Below are 15,025 nucleotides of genomic sequence, written 5' to 3' on the forward strand. Positions count from 1 at the left end.
GGTACCAGTGGAGCGCCCCCCATGGCTTACAAGTTCGTGATCAAGAAGGACAAGAAGGACGAGTTCCGCGTGAATTTCGTCGCTTCCAACGGCGAGACGATGTTCTCGACCGAGGGCTACGCCTCTAAGGCCTCGGCCAAGAACGCGATCGAGTCCATTCTCAAGAACGGCCCTACAGCCGAGGTGGTGGACGAGACCTTGGCGGGCTGACGTTTGGGGACACGCACAAGTGCATGTCCCCACTGCCATCCCCGACTTGACCAAACTGCCCTCCCGGGCGTCTGATCAGTGATAACAAAGAAAAGGGAGGGGAACACGTGAGCGCCATAGCGGAAGGCCGCAAGGCCGTCTTTATCACCGGCGCCGCCAGCGGCATCGGCCTGGCCTGCGCCAAGCGCTTCGTCGCCGAGGGCTGGTTCGTCGGGCTGTCGGATATCGACGCGGTCGGGTTGAAAGCCGCCCTGGTCGCAATCGGCCCGGCCCATGGCGCGATTTTCAAGCTGGACGTCCGCGACCGCGCCGCCTGGACCACCGCCCTCACGAACTTCGCCGCCCTGACCGAAAACCGGGTAGATGTTCTGCTCAACAATGCCGGCGTCGCGCGCTTTGGCCCATTCGAGAGTCACGACGACGCCGATATCGACCTGCAGTTGGACATCAACATCAAGGGCGTGGTCAACGGCGCCCGCGCCGCCCTGCCGTTCCTGAAAGCCACGCCGGGCTCGCGTCTGATCAACATCTCGTCCTGCGCGGGCCTGTACGGCTCGCCCAGCCTGGCGGTCTATTCGGCCACCAAGTTCGCGGTTCGAGGCCTGTCGGAGGCGTTGGACATCGAATGGAAGGCCCACGGCGTTGGCGTGGCCTGCGTCATGCCGTGGTTCGTCGAGACACCGATCCTCAACGCCAGCCAGCCTGGCAGCAACGCCAACATGTCGGACGTGCTGAAGGCCGGCGGCCTGCCGGTCTATCCCGTGGAGGACGCCGCCGAGGTGATCTGGCGCGCCGTTCACGGCAGGGACCTGCATTATTTCGTCGGCAAGCGGGCCAAGCAGATGCGCTTCGCCAGCAGCCACATGCCCGGCGCGCTTAGGAAGCAGCTCCGGTCGCGGCCGCCGATGACACCTTGACTGCGTCGCCCGCCGTCGCCGACGAGGTCTTGGTCGGGTGCATGGCGGGGGCCGAGGCGGGCTCGGACACCGGACCCAGGGGTCCGCCCATGCCGCCCGGCGCGGTGGCCGGAGCTTGGACGGAGGGCAGCACGAGGGCGCTGGCCATCTGGATGGCCGGCGCCGACGACTTGCCGTCAGCGGTCGTGGTGGTGGCCAGACTGGCCAGGGTGACGCTCGGCAGATCGTCGGCCGTCGACGGACGCGGCGTGCGGCTGAAGGCGTCCGGCGCGCCGGCCCGACCGCCGAAGCGGTAGAACACGTGCATGCCCACCTGGGCGACGCGCAGCAGGCGCGGACCCCAGCCCGGCGCGACGCCGGTGGTGTGGAAGTGGGTGGCCGCGCCGACTTCGCTCATCACGGCGCCCGACAAGGCCCGCGCGGCGATCTTCTGGGCGCGGTTCCAGGCGCCGACTTCGCGGCCCCGGCGCATCGAGCCGTCGCAGGCGAAGCTGAACTGGCAGCCGGTGTGGGTGTAGGCGCCCTGGAACACCACGCCGCAGATCGACTTGGGGAACGAGGGGTGGCGCACGCGGTTGAGCACCACCTGGGCCACGGCCGCCTGGCCGCTGGGAGTCTCGCCGCGGGCCTCGTAATAGACCGCCTCGGAAAGGCACTCGAGTTCACGCGAGCTTTCCAAGGCGTTGGTCAGGCGAAACGGCGTGACGGCCGGGTTGAACGGGCCGCCGAAGCTGGCGCGCAGCAACAGGGGCTGACGATCGTCGTCACTGGCTCGGCGCTGCTCCAGGCGCTCGACCAGCAGGGCCGACTGGCGGTCGCGCTGGGCGCCGCCGGAAACGGTGTAGGGATCGTGACGGCGGGCGATGGCGAGCGCGCCGGCATCCATCCGAGACGCAGCCTGGTACAGCGCCGCGTCGGAGAAATTCCCCTCGGCGCCGTCGGCCAGGCGAGAGACTTGAGCGTGCTGGCTCGCGGCTTGGGCCATGCCCCCCGCGAGGTAAACGCCGCCGAGCGCCAGACCCGTGGCGGATCCGACCAATACGGCGCCGACCAGCGCGCGCGTATCCGCGCACGTCTGCGACTTGGTAAACAAAACTCGTGTCCTGCGCGGCGAGGGCGAACCGCCCCCCGACAAAAACGCCCCTAGAAACCCGGAAAATTACTGTCGGGCGGCTCTAAAAGCGGAGGCTCGGCCGGTTCACGATGGTGGCCGAAATCCTACTTGTGAGCCGCCTTATGACGCATCTGTCACGGAGTCGCAAGCGCGGCCGGCGCCGCACCCTGAATTCAGGGACCCTATGCGACAGATGGAGTGGTTAATTCTTTGATTCTAACGAAAAAACGCGACAGTCCCGAGCTTCCGCAAATGGACGAATATTCACCGCCCGAGATAGACTTCCGTTGCGTCGCTCTCGATGCGACCCGAGCCGTACACCGTCGTTACTCTAGCGCGAGGCTGAAAATGTCCCGGAGGACATGAGGTCTGCTCATTGGCCGTTTTCTGTCGCTCTGGCGGCCGCTTTTTTTCTGGCGGTTTTCGGACCTGGGTGGACGGGTCGGCGGGGCGTTCGGCGGCGAAAAGGAGACCGGCGGCGACCGCGAGGCTGGCTCCGACAGTTGGAAGGCCTACATGCGCCGCGCCACCAACACCGTGAGCTATGGGACCACCCTGCCACTGGCGCAGGGCGTCACCTTCGAAGTCTAGGGCGGGTTCGGGGCGCGCCTCAGGCGCGGCGGTAGCGGCGGGCCAGCAGACGAACGGTGAACAGCAATATCGCCAGCTTCCAGAGGTTTTCCAGCAGGCTGTCTTGGCGACGACGCATGGGCCTACTCCTTTGGGTTGAGGGATGGAGATGGGCGGTGAAGGAAAAACCGGCTGGCTCCTGGGGGAGAGCCAGCCGGCCTTGGCGATCGGTTGCGGGGGAGGGCTAGAGCATTTCCCGACCTGACTGCGCCAGGCCGTGAGCTCTAATCTTCTGTTTTAACGCATTTTTCTTCACGCGAACCGCAACCACTTCGCTCGAAAAATGCTCCAGACCCTGGCGCGGATCGCCTTTCTTGAACGATCCGCGCTTGGCTTGGCTTAGCTGAACAGTTTCGCTGCGGTCTTGGCGACCAGCTCGCCCTGGTGGCGGGCGCCGTCCAGCTCGATCTGGCTGGGCTGACGCGAGCCGTCGGCGCCGGCGATGGTGGTGGCGCCGTAGGGCGCGCCGCCGGCGATTTCCTCCAGGGTCATCTGGCCTTGGTGGCTATAGGGCAAGCCGACGATGGTCATCCCGAAGTGCAGCAGGTTGGTGATGATCGAGAACAGCGTAGTCTCGTTACCGCCGTGCTGGGTGGCCGACGAGGTGAAGGCCGCGCCGACCTTGCCGTTCAGCGCGCCGCGCGCCCAGAGGCCGCCGGCCTGATCGAGGAAGCTGGCCATCTGCGAGGCCATGCGGCCAAAGCGGGTGCCCGTGCCGACGATGATCGCGTCGTAGTTTTCCAGGTCGGCGATCGTGGCGATCGGGGCGGCCTGATCCATCTTGTAATGGGACTTGATCGCGACCTCTTCGGGCACCAGTTCCGGCACGCGCTTGATGTCGACGGTGGCGCCGGCGGCGCGGGCGCCCTCGGCGACGGCGTTGGCCATGGTCTCGATGTGGCCGTAGGCGGAATAGTAGAGAACGAGAACCTTGGGCATGAAAGCCTCCTTGGAAACGTCGGGTTGGCGTTTGGATTTCGGTTAGAAGAAGCGGCCGGACATCTAGGCGGCGTCGACGAGCACGAGTTCAGCGTCCTCGACAGCCTTGATGATCAGAACCGCCACGTCTTGGATGGCCGCGCCGTCGCGGGTGTTGAGGGTTACGCCATTGACCTCGACCTTGCCGGTCGAAGGCACCAGATACCCCTTGCGGTCCGCGCCGAGCGCGTACTCGGTGGTCTCGCCGGCCTTCAGCGTCGCGCCGAGCACCCGGGCGTCGGCCCGGATCGGCAGCGCGTCATTATCGGCTTCGAACCCGCTGGCCAGGGCCACGAACTTGCCGGAGCGGTCGCCCTTGGGGAAAGGCTTGGCGCCCCAGGCGGGACCTTCGCCGCGCTTGTTCGGGATGATCCAGATCTGGAAGATCTTGGTCGTGTCGCCTTCCAGATTATATTCCGAGTGCCGGATACCGGTGCCGGCGCTCATCACCTGAACGTCGCCGGCCTCGGTGCGGCCCGAATTGCCCATGTTGTCCTGGTGGGTGATCGCGCCCTCCCGAACATAGGTGATGATTTCCATGTCGGCGTGCGGATGGGGCGGGAACCCCGTGCCCGCAGCGATGGTGTCGTCGTTCCAAACCCGCAGGGCGCCATGATGGGCGCGCGAGGGGTCGTGATAGTCGGCGAACGAGAAGTGATGCTTGGCGTCGAGCCAGCCGTGGTTGGCGCCGCCGAGGCTATCGAATGTTCTGACATCGATCATTTCGAAATCTCCTCAGAAGGTTGTTGGGGAAAAGACCGTGTGGCCCTCTCCGGTGCGGAGAAGATGATCTCTTGCACCGCGATCCGAAATGGAAATGATCGAAACAAACCGTTTCTATTTTTGCTTCCATGCAGCTTCTCGGCGAAGGCCGGGACCCCGATCCAAGCGGTGGGGATGATTGGAAAAACTCTGAGTCTGCTGGAGCCCATCTTAGCCTTGCCATCTGGGTCCCGGCCTCGCCGGGAAAACGGAGATCGAGATGAAACTTCCTGACTTCGAGGCCTGGGCCGTGTTCGCCAAGGTGGCCGAGACCGGCTCCTTCGTCGGCGCTTCCGAGCAATTGAACCTGTCGAAGGCCACGGTCTCAAAGGCCGTCGGCCGGCTGGAGCAGCGGCTGGGCGCCACCCTGTTTCACCGCACTTCGCGCCGGCTGTCGCTGACCGAGGCCGGGCGGGCTTCGCTGCATCGGGCGACCCACATGCTGCATGAGGGCGAGGCGCTGGAGGCCGAGGCCTCGGCCCAGTCGGCCACGCCACGCGGCCTGGTACGGGTGGCCGCGCCGATGTCGTTCGGCATCGCCCATCTGGGACCGGCCTTGCCGGCGTTCTTCGCCCTGTATCCCGAGGTGTCGATCGAACTGTCCCTATCGGACCAACTGGTCGACATCGTCGAGGACGGCTTTGATCTGGCGCTGCGCATCTCGGCCCTGGAGGATTCCAGCCTGCTGGCGCGTCGTCTGTGCCCGGTTCGGGTGATGCTGGTCGGCGCGCCGGCCTATTTCAACCAGCACGGCCGGCCCGGCCATCCCAAGGACCTGAGCGCGATGAGCGGCATGTTCTACACCAACAGCAAGTCCAAGGACGTCTGGCGGTTCGAGCATGCGGAACACGGACAATATGCCGTCAGCCTGCACAGCCCCTTGCGGGTCAACAACGCCGATATCCTGCGGCCGTCGCTGTTGGCGGGCCTGGGCCTGGCCATGCAGCCGGACTTCCTGGTGTGGCGCGATGTGCGGGACGGCTTGCTGGAAGAAGTCCTGGCCGACTGGGCGCCGCCGCCCATCGCCCTGCACCTGGTCACCCCGCCCAGCACGATCCGCCCGGCGCGGGTGGAGGTGCTGATCGCGTTCCTGGCCAAGGCCATGGGATCGGCGCCGTGGTTGGGGTGATTGGAATTCCTTCTGCCCTTGCGGGAGAAGGTGGCCTGCGAAGCCGGTCGGATGAGGGGTCGATGGCGAGATCAACCGCGAACGGCGATGGGCCAGCTAGACCGCTCAGCCGTCGGCCTTCGGCCGCCATCTTCTCCCGCAAGGGGAGCAGGAAGGCTGCTAAGCCAGCTTGTGCTTGTCTTGCAGACACTCGCCGATGGCGCGGGCGCAGCCGGGAAGGCCCAGGGCGCCGATGAACGACATGGCCACCGCGCAGACCAGCATTACGGGTTGGAAGAAACGCATGCGAAATTCTCCACCAGCCAATCACCCGCCGGGCGTGCTCCAGTCAGTGTAAGGCTGAAGCTTGACGTTTGTTCCCGCCTTATGCCGGAAAAGTCAGCATGCGGCAGATTTGTCTCACCCGTATGTCAGTCTCCTAACGCGTAGGCGACACGGCTCTCCTCCAGCCTGGCCAGCTTGGCGTACAGAGGCGACCAGTCGTCGGCCTCGGCGATCGGCGCCCAGAGGGCCTCGACCTCGTCGATCAGCATTTCCTCCGGCTCGGCGCGCGCGAAGACGGGGCTGTCCAGCCGCTCGGGGCGGTCGGCCTCGAAGCTCGACAGCCGGCGACGCAAATCCACGAACGCCTCCTGGCCGTAGAGGTCGCCGCGCGGCCCGGCCAAGGCGCGGGCTTGCGACGCCTCTCCCCCGAACCAGTCGAAGAAGAACGGCTCCCAGCGCAGCGCGTCGCCGCCTGCGGCCAAGGCTCCAAACGCCGCCTGCACCAGATCGATATCGTCCTGGGTCGAGCGGCTCTTTACGCCCATGCGGTCGAGCATCGCCGCGCGGAGCGCGTCGCGATAGAGATCGGAAAACCTGTTGAGCGCGGCGACGAGCCCCGCCTGGTCGGTGACCTGGGCCAGGCAGCCGGCCAGCTGTTGCAGGTTCCAGAACACCGCCTCGGGCTGGCGGCCGAAACTGTACAGGCCCTGATGGTCGAAATAGGCCGCCGTAAAATTCGGATCGTTCTTCGGCAGGAACCGCCAGGGGCCGTAGTCGAAGCTTTCGCCCGTGACCACCATGTTATCGGTGTTGAGCACCCCGTGCACAAAACCGGCCGCCATCCACCGGGCCAGCAGTTTGGCGCTGGCCACGACCACCTGTTCCAGCAACACCTTGGGCCGGTCGGGCTGGTCGGCGACCTGCGGGTAGTAGGTCTCGACCGCGTGATCGACCAGCACGGTGACCAGGTCCGGCCGCTCGGCGAAGGCGTGGCGCTGAAAGCTGCCGAACCGGACATGGCTGTGCGACAGCCGCGTCAGCACCGCCGAGCGGGTCGGGCTGGGCTCGTCGCCGCGCACCAGGTCCTCGCCGGTCTCGACCAGTGAGAAGGCCCGCGAGGTCGGCGCGCCCAAGGCCTCCAGCATCGTCGCGGCCAAGATCTCGCGCAGCCCGCCCTTCAGGGTCAGCCGCCCATCGCCCGAACGCGACCACGGCGTCTGGCCCGAGCCCTTGGTGGCCAGGTCGAGCAACCGGTCGCCGCCGATCTCGCGCTGTTGGGCGAACAGGAAGCCGCGCCCGTCGCCCAGGTCGGGGTTGTAACTGCGAAATTGGTGGCCGTGATAGCGCATGGCCAGCGGCCCCGGCTGGTTGTCAGGCAAGGGACTGAACCGCGCGAAATGGTCCAGCCACTCGGAATCGGTCAGGACGTCGAGGCCCACGCTCGCAGCCGCGCGGTCGTTGCGGAAGCGTAGCATGGTTTGGGGGAAGTCGGCGGGTCCGACTGGATCGGCGAAGTCTGGTCCCAAACGCATGAACACTGGATCAGGGCGATAGGCGGGGGAGATCGGCATGCCCAGGAGATGAGCCGCCCCGCCCGCCGACGCAAGCTGGCAAGCCGCCGTTTCCGGCCAACGGAAAGTCTAGGATGGTCGCCATGCGCTGTCGCATCCGCGCAACAGCGGGCCGGAAACCTTTAATCCACAGGGTTTCTCCTTGCCCGGCGTCCAGCGCGGCCGTAACCGTTTCGTGTCAATTCGAACAATCGTTCGGGCTGGACCAAATCAAAAGGCGGGGGCGATGCAAGCGCTCACGTCATAAAACAAAACCGAGGTAGGAAATGCGCTTTACGAAGGTGCTTTGCGGCACGGCGTCAGCCGTCGTGCTCGCCGGTCTGACCCCGCTGGCGGCTCAGGCCCAGTCCACGACAGACACTCCCACCGTCGACAGCATTGTCGTCACCGCCCAGAAGCGTGAACAGAACCTGCAGGACGTGCCGGTCGTGGTCACCGCCATTGGCGCCAAGCTTCTGCAAGACACCGGCATCAAGGACATCAAGGATCTGACGATCCTGACCCCCGGCCTGACCGTCACCTCGACCACCTCGGAAGCCTCGACCACCGCCCGCATCCGCGGCGTCGGCACCGTCGGCGACAATCCCGGCCTGGAAAGCTCGGTCGGCGTCGTGATCGACGGCGTCTATCGCCCGCGTAACGGCGTGTCGTTCGGCGACCTGGGCGAGATGGAACGCATCGAGGTCCTGAAGGGCCCGCAAGGCACGCTGTTTGGCAAGAGCACCTCGGCCGGCGTCATCAACATCATCACCAAGGAGCCCGAGTTCGGCTTTGGCGCCAGCGCCGAACTGACCGCCGGCAATTATAACGCCCATGGCGTCTCGGCCTCGGTCACCGGTCCGCTGTTTGGCACAGAGACCCTGGCCGGCCGGCTCTATGTCGCGGCCCGCGAGCGCAATGGCTACAACGAAGTCGTCAACGGCAAGGGCCCGAGCGACCGCAAGCAGGACGGCGACCAAGGCTTCTACACCGTCCGCGGCCAACTGCTGTTCGTGCCGGACGACAACGCCACCTTCAAGCTGATCGGTGACTATACCAAGCGCGACGAGAACTGCTGCGGCGCCGTGCAGATCCGCACCGGCCCGACCGCGGGCGTCCTGGCTATCGTCAACGGCGGGCCAGCCTTGGCCAACCCAGCCGACCCCTATGCCCGCGTCGAATACCAGAACCGCGGCGCGCCCTCGTCGGTCGAAGACAAGGGCGTCTCGCTGGAAGGCAATATCGAGACCCCGTTCGGCGATCTGACCTCGATCTCGGCGATCCGCAACTGGCGCACCGACAACGGTCAGGATTCCGACTTCACCGACGCCGACCTGGCCTATCGCAACAAGGACGGCACCAACTACGCCGAGTTCACGACCTACACCCAGGAACTGCGACTGGCCGGCAAGACCGCCAAGTTCGACTGGCTGGTTGGCGCATTCCTGGCCGACGAGCGGTTGGAAAACAAGGCCAACTTCCTCTACGGCCGCAACTACGAACAGTATCTGGGTCGCCTGCTGTCGGCGGCCGTGACGCCGGGCGGCGTGCCCAACTTCGTGGCGCTGCTGACGGGACGAGCGCCCAATACCAGCTTCACGCCGGGCCAAGGCCTCTATGACAGCTACAAGCAACGCGCCACGACCATCGCGCTGTTCACCAACGACACCTGGCATGTCACCGACGCCTTCGAACTCACGGCCGGCCTGCGCTACAGCATCGACGAAAAGACCGTCGACACCTACCAGACCTTGAGTGACGGCGGTGTGGGTTGCGGAACGGCCCTCAGCCGCGCCGGAGCCATCGCCGGGATCGTCGGCGCGGCCAATGTCGGCCCCGTGCTGGCCAATCTCTGCCTGCCTTGGGCCAACCCCGCGTTCAACAACCGCGGCTATACCCAGAAGCGTTCGGACAAGGAGTGGAGCGGCACGCTGAAGGCCGCGTACCGCATCTCGCCGGAAGTGTTCACCTATGCCTCGTACGCCCGCGGCTACAAGGGTGGCGGCTTCAATCTCGACCGCTCGCAGTCGAGCGACGGCACCGTCGCTGGCCTGACGCCCGGCCTGCCGATCAAGCCGATCAGCAACACCTCGTTCCCGGCCGAATTCGTCGATAGCTACGAAATCGGCATGAAGAACACCCTCTTCAACCGTACGGTCTTGCTGAACGTCACCGGCTTCTATCAAAAGTTCAGCGACTTCCAGCTGAACACCTTCCTGGGCACCTCGTTCGTGGTGCGGCCGGTTCCCGAAGTGACTTCAAGGGGCGTCGACGCCGACTTCCTGTGGTTCACACCGGTGCGCGGCCTCTCTGTTCAGAGCGGCTTCACCTACGCCAAGACCGAATATGGCGACCAGAAGGTCCCCAACGATCCGGGCGGCGCGCTGTCCCTACTGCCGGGCAGCCGGCTGTCGCTGGCCCCCAAATATTCGCTGTCGGGCTCGCTCAGCTATGAGCATCCGGTCGGCGACAACATGAAGGCCCGCTTCAACGTCGGCGCCAAGTACTCGTCAGACTACAACACCGGCTCCGACCTGTTCCCACCGAAGATGCAGGAGGCCTACACCCTGGTGAACGCTCGCGTCGCCCTAGGCGCAGCTGACGATCATTGGACCGTCGAGCTGTGGGGTCAGAATCTGTTCGACGAAGAGTACAAGCAAGTGGCCTTCAACGGCTTCCTGCAAGGCTCGTCGGGCGTCAACGCGGCCAATCCCACCTACCGTCCGGCCGTTGACACCATCACCTATGACGCCTTCCTCGGCGCGCCCCGCACCTACGGCGTGACTCTGCGGTCGAAGTTCTAGGACGACCCGGAAAAGGGTCGACGGCTCACCGTCGTCCGCTTCCAGCATGACAAACGAAGGGCGATCCGGGAAACCGGGTCGCCCTTTTCGTTGCGCGCGGCTTTTATCGAATCCCGAACAGTCCCACCTTGCCCCTGGGGTATTCGCTGCGGAGGCGCTCGCATGAAGACCATCAGGCTGCTTGGCGTCTGGATCTGCCTGCTGCTGGGCCTGGCGATCGCCAACCTGGCGCTGCGCACGCCCGCTCCCCTCCCCGCCAACGCCCCCGCCGACCAGTTCTCGGCCGGCCGCGCCATGGTCGATGTCCGCGCCATTGGCGCCAAACCTCACCCCATCGGCTCGGCCGAGATCGTCCGGGTGCGCGACCACCTGATGGGCCGAGCCAGCGGCCTCGGGCTGGACGTTTTCGTGCGGGCCGGCGAAGGCGTGCGCGACGCCGCCAAGTGGTCGCCCCGCGCCACCGCCGTCGGCGCGGTGCAGAACATCGTCGCCACCCTGGCCGGAACAGACCCGCAAGCGCCCGCCGTGCTGGTGATGAGCCACTATGACACCGTCCATAACTCGCCCGGCGCGGCCGACGACTCGGCCGGGGTCGCCGCCGCCCTGGAGATCGCTCGCGCCCTGAAGGCCGGCCCGCCGCCGGCCCGCGACGTGATCTTCCTGTTCACCGACGGCGAGGAGCCCGGCCTGCTGGGCGCCGAGGCCTTCTTCGCCCGCGATCCGCTGCGCGAGCATGTGGGCGTGGTGATCAATATGGAGGCCCGGGGCGACGCCGGCCGCGCGGCCATGTTCCAGACCGGAACCGACAGCGGCGACCTGCTGCGTCTCTATGCCGGGACCGCACACCAGCCGACCGCCAACTCCCTGGCCGCCGCCGTCTATCAGCGCATGCCCAACGACACCGACTTCACCCACGCCCTTCGCGCCGGTCTGCCGGGCCTGAACTTCGCCTTCATCGACGACCAGCTGGCCTATCACACGCCGCTGGCCACCCCCGACCACCTCAACCAGGGCAGCCTGCAGAACCTGGGCGACCAGGCCCTGCCGGTGGTCCGCGCCCTAGCCAATGGCGCCGCCTTGCCGGCCAAGGCGCCGGACCTGATCTATTCCGACGTCCTGGCCCTGGGGCTCGTGGCCTATCCCGTCTGGGGCGGCTGGGTGATCCTGGGCCTGGCGGGGGCGCTGATCGTCTTCACCGGCTTTCGCGCCCTGACCACCTTCGGGGTCAAGCCGCTGGAGATCCTGCGCGGCATCGCCGGCTTTCTACTGCTGGCCACCAGCGCCGTCCTGGCCCTCCACCTGGCTGGACGCCTGATCGGCATCGCCGACCAGCAGCGCTATTACGCCGTGCTCGGCCAGTTCAACGTCCTGCTCCCTGGAGCGGGGATCCTGCTGATCGGGGTGTGCCTGAGCGTGCTGATCCTGCAGGCGCGCGGCACGGGCCGGATGTGGATCACCGTCATCGCCGCCCTTCTCGGCGGGGCCTGCAGCCTGGTCGGCGGGTTCGATCCCGTCGGCCTGGGCATGGCCGGCGCGGTGATCGTCCTGGCATGGCTGAGCCTGGGCCGGGCGGTCGGGGTCTGGGGCGCCTGGCTGGGCGCGCTGCTGGTGCTGTTGGCCCTGACGATCACGACCCAGGCCCTGCTGCCCGGAGGCTCGGTGATGCTGGCCTGGCCGTTGCTGGCCGCCAGCCTGGTGGCGGCCTTGGTCACCGCCGTCGGCGGCACGCGCGATCGACGGGTGGCCTGGCTGATGACCCTGGTCGTCTGCCTGGTGGCCACCGCTGTCGTGGCCCAGCTGGGCTCGTGGGGGGCTTGGACCTTCGCCGGTGTGGGCCTGATGGAGCCCGCTGTGCTGGCGGTATTCGCGATCCTGGCCGCCCCAGCCCTGATCCCGCTGGCCTTCGATTTCGCCGCCTATCGCTGGTCGCCGATCTTCGCCGGCGTCGCGGCCGTGGCGGGCGCCGGCTTGCTGATCCATGCCGGAATCGGCGACAGCGGACCCACCCGCCCGCGCCTGGCCGAGGCCAGCCACCTGGCCGACCTGTCGATGGGCACGGCCTGGCGCGTCTCGCCTCAGCCGCGCCTGGACCCGTGGTCGAAAGTGGTGCTGTCCGACGGCGGCGCGGCGGCGGCGCTCAAGGCCTATCCGCCGCTCTATCGCGAGCCGGTGTGGATGGCGCCGACCGCCGTGCTGTCGGTCGAGCGTCCGGTGTTGACCATCAACCGCTCCGGCGACCGGTTGCTGATCCGCGCGTTGCCCAGCCCGGGCGCCGAGGTGCTGACCCTGCGTCTGCGCCCCAGCCTGGCCTTGAGCGAGCCGCGCCTGAACGGCCGGCCCCTCGTGCTGCCCACCACGGCCGGCGAATGGAGCAGCCTGTCCTACCACGCCCCTGACCCCAACGGCGTCACCCTCAGCTTCACCGCCAAGGCTGCCGGCAAGGTCGAGGTGGCGGTCGTCGAGATCCACGACGGCTGGCCGCGTGGCGCCTCGGCCATCCCCGCCAAGCCGGCGGGTCTGATGGCGACGGGCTATTCCGACAAGACGATCGTGCTGGATCGCGGGGCGCTGAGTTGGGAGGCGTCCGTGGAGGGAGATGGCGAACGATAGAGGCGGTGAACGGACTGGGGACATGCACTTGCGCGTGCCCCCAGCACGTCCCTGAACCTCAGACGACGATCACCCCTTCCACCGGCGCGCTCGCATACAACGCCGCCGCCAGCCCCGCCCGGCGCTCCAGGGTCGCGCGCTGGTTCACATAGCCCTTATCGGTGATCTCACCGGCGTCGATGGACGGCGGTTCGGTGAGGATCACCACCCGGCTCACCCGCCGCGACGAGCCGCCGGCCGCCGCGTTGAACGCCCCGATCCGCGCGCGCAGGATCACCGTCAGCTTGTCCAGTGGCGTGCCCGGCCCCGGATCGGCGACCAGCGCCGCCAGGCCGGCGGGTGACGGCCAGACCATGGCCCCGACGAACGGCCTGTCCTGGCCGACGATCACCGCGTCATGAACATAGGGGCTACAGGCGGCCACCAAGTCGGGGCGCAGCACGCCGACGCTGACCCAGGTGCCGCTGTCGAGCTTGAAGTCCTCGGTCACTCGGCCGTCAAACACCAGGCCCTTGGACGGGTCGTCCGGATCGACGAACCGCGCCGCATCCCCAAGTTTGTAGAAGCCTTCCTCGTCGAAGGCCGCCGCCGTCTTCTCCGGGTCCTTGTGATAGCCGCTGGCCACCGTCGGCCCCTTGACCCGCACCTCGTATTTCGAACCCGATGGCGCTAGCTTCAGGGCGATGCCCGGCAGTGGCAGGCCGACCAGCCCGACCCGCTCGGTGATCCAGTGGGTCAGGGTGATGCCTTGCGTCTCCGTCGCCCCATACATCGTGGCCAGCGGCACGCGATGACCGGTCTCGGCCACGGCCAGGGCCTGCATCCGCGTGTAGACGTCGTCCGACAGCGTCGCCCCGCCATAGGCCATGTAGCGCAGGTTCTTGAAGAACGCGGCGCGTAGCACCGGATCGGCTTCCATGGCCCCGGCCAGCATCGAGAAGGCGATCGGGGCCGAGCCGAAGACGATGGGCGAGACCTCGTAGAGGTTCTTGATCGTGGTCTCGAACATCCCCGGCAGCGGCTTGCCCTCGTCGATCCACAAGGTGCCGCCGTTCCAGATCACGGCGTTGAAGCCGATATTGCCGGCCGAGATATGGCTCCAGGGCATCCATTCCAGGCTGTCAGCGAGCTCATCGGTGCGCTCGTCGGTGCGCAGGCCTTCCTGGCCGGCGATGACGCCCGCCATCATGGCGTGGGTCTGGGGCACGCCCTTGGGCATGCCGGTCGAGCCAGAGGTGAACAGGTACTTGGCGACGGTGGCGGGGGTAAGCGTCTCGCGTTGGGCGGCCACATCCCTGGGCTGCGTGGCGGCGACCGTGTCGAAGGCGATCGCGCCTTCTCCGGTCCCGTCGGCGGTGACCAGCAGCAGATCGGGATTGATCGCTCGCAAGGCGGCGATGGCCTTGTCGAACACCACCCCGGACTGGGCGAAGACCACGCGCGGGGCGACCTTGTCGAAGCAGTGCTTGAGCTTGCCGTGGTCGGCCGACATCAGGCTGTAGGCCGGGCTGATCGGGGCGGCAGGGACCCCGGCCCCATAGGCCCCGAGCGTCATCAGGGCATGCTCGATGGAATTGCCCGACAGGATCATCACGCTGTCGTCGGCGGTGACGCCCTGGTCCAGCAGCCACTGGGCGACCCCCTCCGCCGCCCGCTGGGCCTGGCCGTAGGTCATTTGCCGCCACGGGCCGTGGCCAGGCTCGCGCTGTCTCAGATAGGGCCGGTCGGGATGCAGCGCGGCCTTTTCAGCCAGCAGGTGGCTGATGGTGCGTGGGCTGTCGCCGGGCGGATGGTTGGAGGTGATGACGATGCTGCCGTCAGCCCGCCGATCGACAGTGATCTCCGGGCCCTTCATCGCCAGCGGCTTGAACGGCGCGGTGCTGGGGTCGCGCGCGCTCGCGAGGCTATCGCCGCCGTCCATCGTTTCTCTCCCGGTCGATTATCGTTGTTGGGCGGGAGGTAACGCCGCCTGACGTGAGGGTAAAGGCTGCCCAAGCGTCAACAAGACCTGCTGTATCAATCCGCTCATCCCGGCGAAGGCCGGGATGAGCGGAGTT

Annotated in this window: 11 protein-coding genes and 1 pseudogene; 6 read left to right on the top strand and 6 right to left on the bottom strand. The window is 66.9% G+C overall.

The features are described 5' to 3' along the window. Nucleotides 1–21 precede the first annotated feature (21 nt). Nucleotides 22–210 carry a YegP family protein gene (locus tag ACP694_RS00920; RefSeq protein ID WP_426009693.1) on the top strand — a complete coding sequence of 63 codons (189 nt, stop codon included), beginning with the start codon at nt 22–24 and terminating at the stop codon, nt 208–210. A 107-nt stretch (nt 211–317) separates the two neighbouring features. Continuing rightward, nucleotides 318–1,127, top strand: coding sequence for an SDR family oxidoreductase (locus ACP694_RS00925; protein ID WP_426009696.1), 810 nt, complete (start codon nt 318–320; stop codon nt 1,125–1,127). Here ACP694_RS00925 and ACP694_RS00930 read toward each other — a convergent pair. Continuing rightward, nucleotides 1,087–2,220 carry a cell wall hydrolase gene (locus ACP694_RS00930; RefSeq protein WP_426009699.1) on the bottom strand — a complete coding sequence of 378 codons (1,134 nt, stop codon included), beginning with the start codon at nt 2,218–2,220 and terminating at the stop codon, nt 1,087–1,089. The genes ACP694_RS00925 and ACP694_RS00930 overlap by 41 nt on opposite strands. 453 nt (nt 2,221–2,673) lie before the next feature. On the opposite strand from ACP694_RS00930, the pseudogene ACP694_RS00935 reads away from it, so the two are divergent. Beyond that, nucleotides 2,674–2,832, top strand: a pseudogene (locus tag ACP694_RS00935) (aldehyde dehydrogenase family protein); the annotation flags it as partial. 378 nt (nt 2,833–3,210) lie between these two features. Here the strand turns inward: ACP694_RS00935 and wrbA are convergent. Beyond that, entirely contained in the window at nt 3,211–3,810 is a 600-nt protein-coding gene (wrbA, locus tag ACP694_RS00940; RefSeq protein ID WP_426009701.1) for an NAD(P)H:quinone oxidoreductase, read from the bottom strand. Nucleotides 3,811–3,873: 63 nt separating this feature from the next. Continuing rightward, nucleotides 3,874–4,572 carry a pirin family protein gene (locus tag ACP694_RS00945; RefSeq protein ID WP_426009703.1) on the bottom strand — a complete coding sequence of 233 codons (699 nt, stop codon included), beginning with the start codon at nt 4,570–4,572 and terminating at the stop codon, nt 3,874–3,876. Nucleotides 4,573–4,831: 259 nt separating this feature from the next. On the opposite strand from ACP694_RS00945, the gene ACP694_RS00950 reads away from it, so the two are divergent. After that, complete coding sequence (locus ACP694_RS00950; protein WP_426009706.1) at nt 4,832–5,740, top strand: LysR family transcriptional regulator; 909 nt, start codon at nt 4,832–4,834, stop codon at nt 5,738–5,740. A 159-nt stretch (nt 5,741–5,899) separates the two neighbouring features. On the opposite strand, the gene ACP694_RS00955 is transcribed toward ACP694_RS00950, so the two are convergent. Then, nucleotides 5,900–6,025 (bottom strand): hypothetical protein, encoded by a 126-nt coding sequence (locus ACP694_RS00955; RefSeq protein WP_426009709.1) that lies wholly within the window; start codon nt 6,023–6,025, stop codon nt 5,900–5,902. Between the two features lie 125 nt (nt 6,026–6,150). Beyond that, nucleotides 6,151–7,575 carry a protein adenylyltransferase SelO gene (locus ACP694_RS00960; RefSeq protein ID WP_426009712.1) on the bottom strand — a complete coding sequence of 475 codons (1,425 nt, stop codon included), beginning with the start codon at nt 7,573–7,575 and terminating at the stop codon, nt 6,151–6,153. A 266-nt stretch (nt 7,576–7,841) separates the two neighbouring features. Here ACP694_RS00960 and ACP694_RS00965 point away from each other — a divergent pair, with 266 nt between their 5' ends. Both ACP694_RS00965 and ACP694_RS00970 read left to right on the top strand, forming a co-directional pair. Next, entirely contained in the window at nt 7,842–10,358 is a 2,517-nt protein-coding gene (locus ACP694_RS00965) for a TonB-dependent receptor (protein ID WP_426009714.1), read from the top strand. A 162-nt stretch (nt 10,359–10,520) separates the two neighbouring features. Continuing rightward, nucleotides 10,521–12,968, top strand: coding sequence for a M20/M25/M40 family metallo-hydrolase (locus ACP694_RS00970; protein ID WP_426009717.1), 2,448 nt, complete (start codon nt 10,521–10,523; stop codon nt 12,966–12,968). A gap of 58 nt (nt 12,969–13,026) precedes the next feature. Here ACP694_RS00970 and ACP694_RS00975 read toward each other — a convergent pair whose 3' ends face one another. Beyond that, a complete protein-coding gene (locus ACP694_RS00975; protein ID WP_426009719.1) occupies nt 13,027–14,889 on the bottom strand; it encodes an AMP-binding protein in 1,863 nt (620 codons plus the stop codon). Between the last annotated feature and the right edge of the window lie 136 nt (nt 14,890–15,025).

Origin of the sequence: Caulobacter sp. DWR2-3-1b2 (assembly GCF_049896345.1) — a bacterium.
Lineage (GTDB): Bacteria > Pseudomonadota > Alphaproteobacteria > Caulobacterales > Caulobacteraceae > Caulobacter.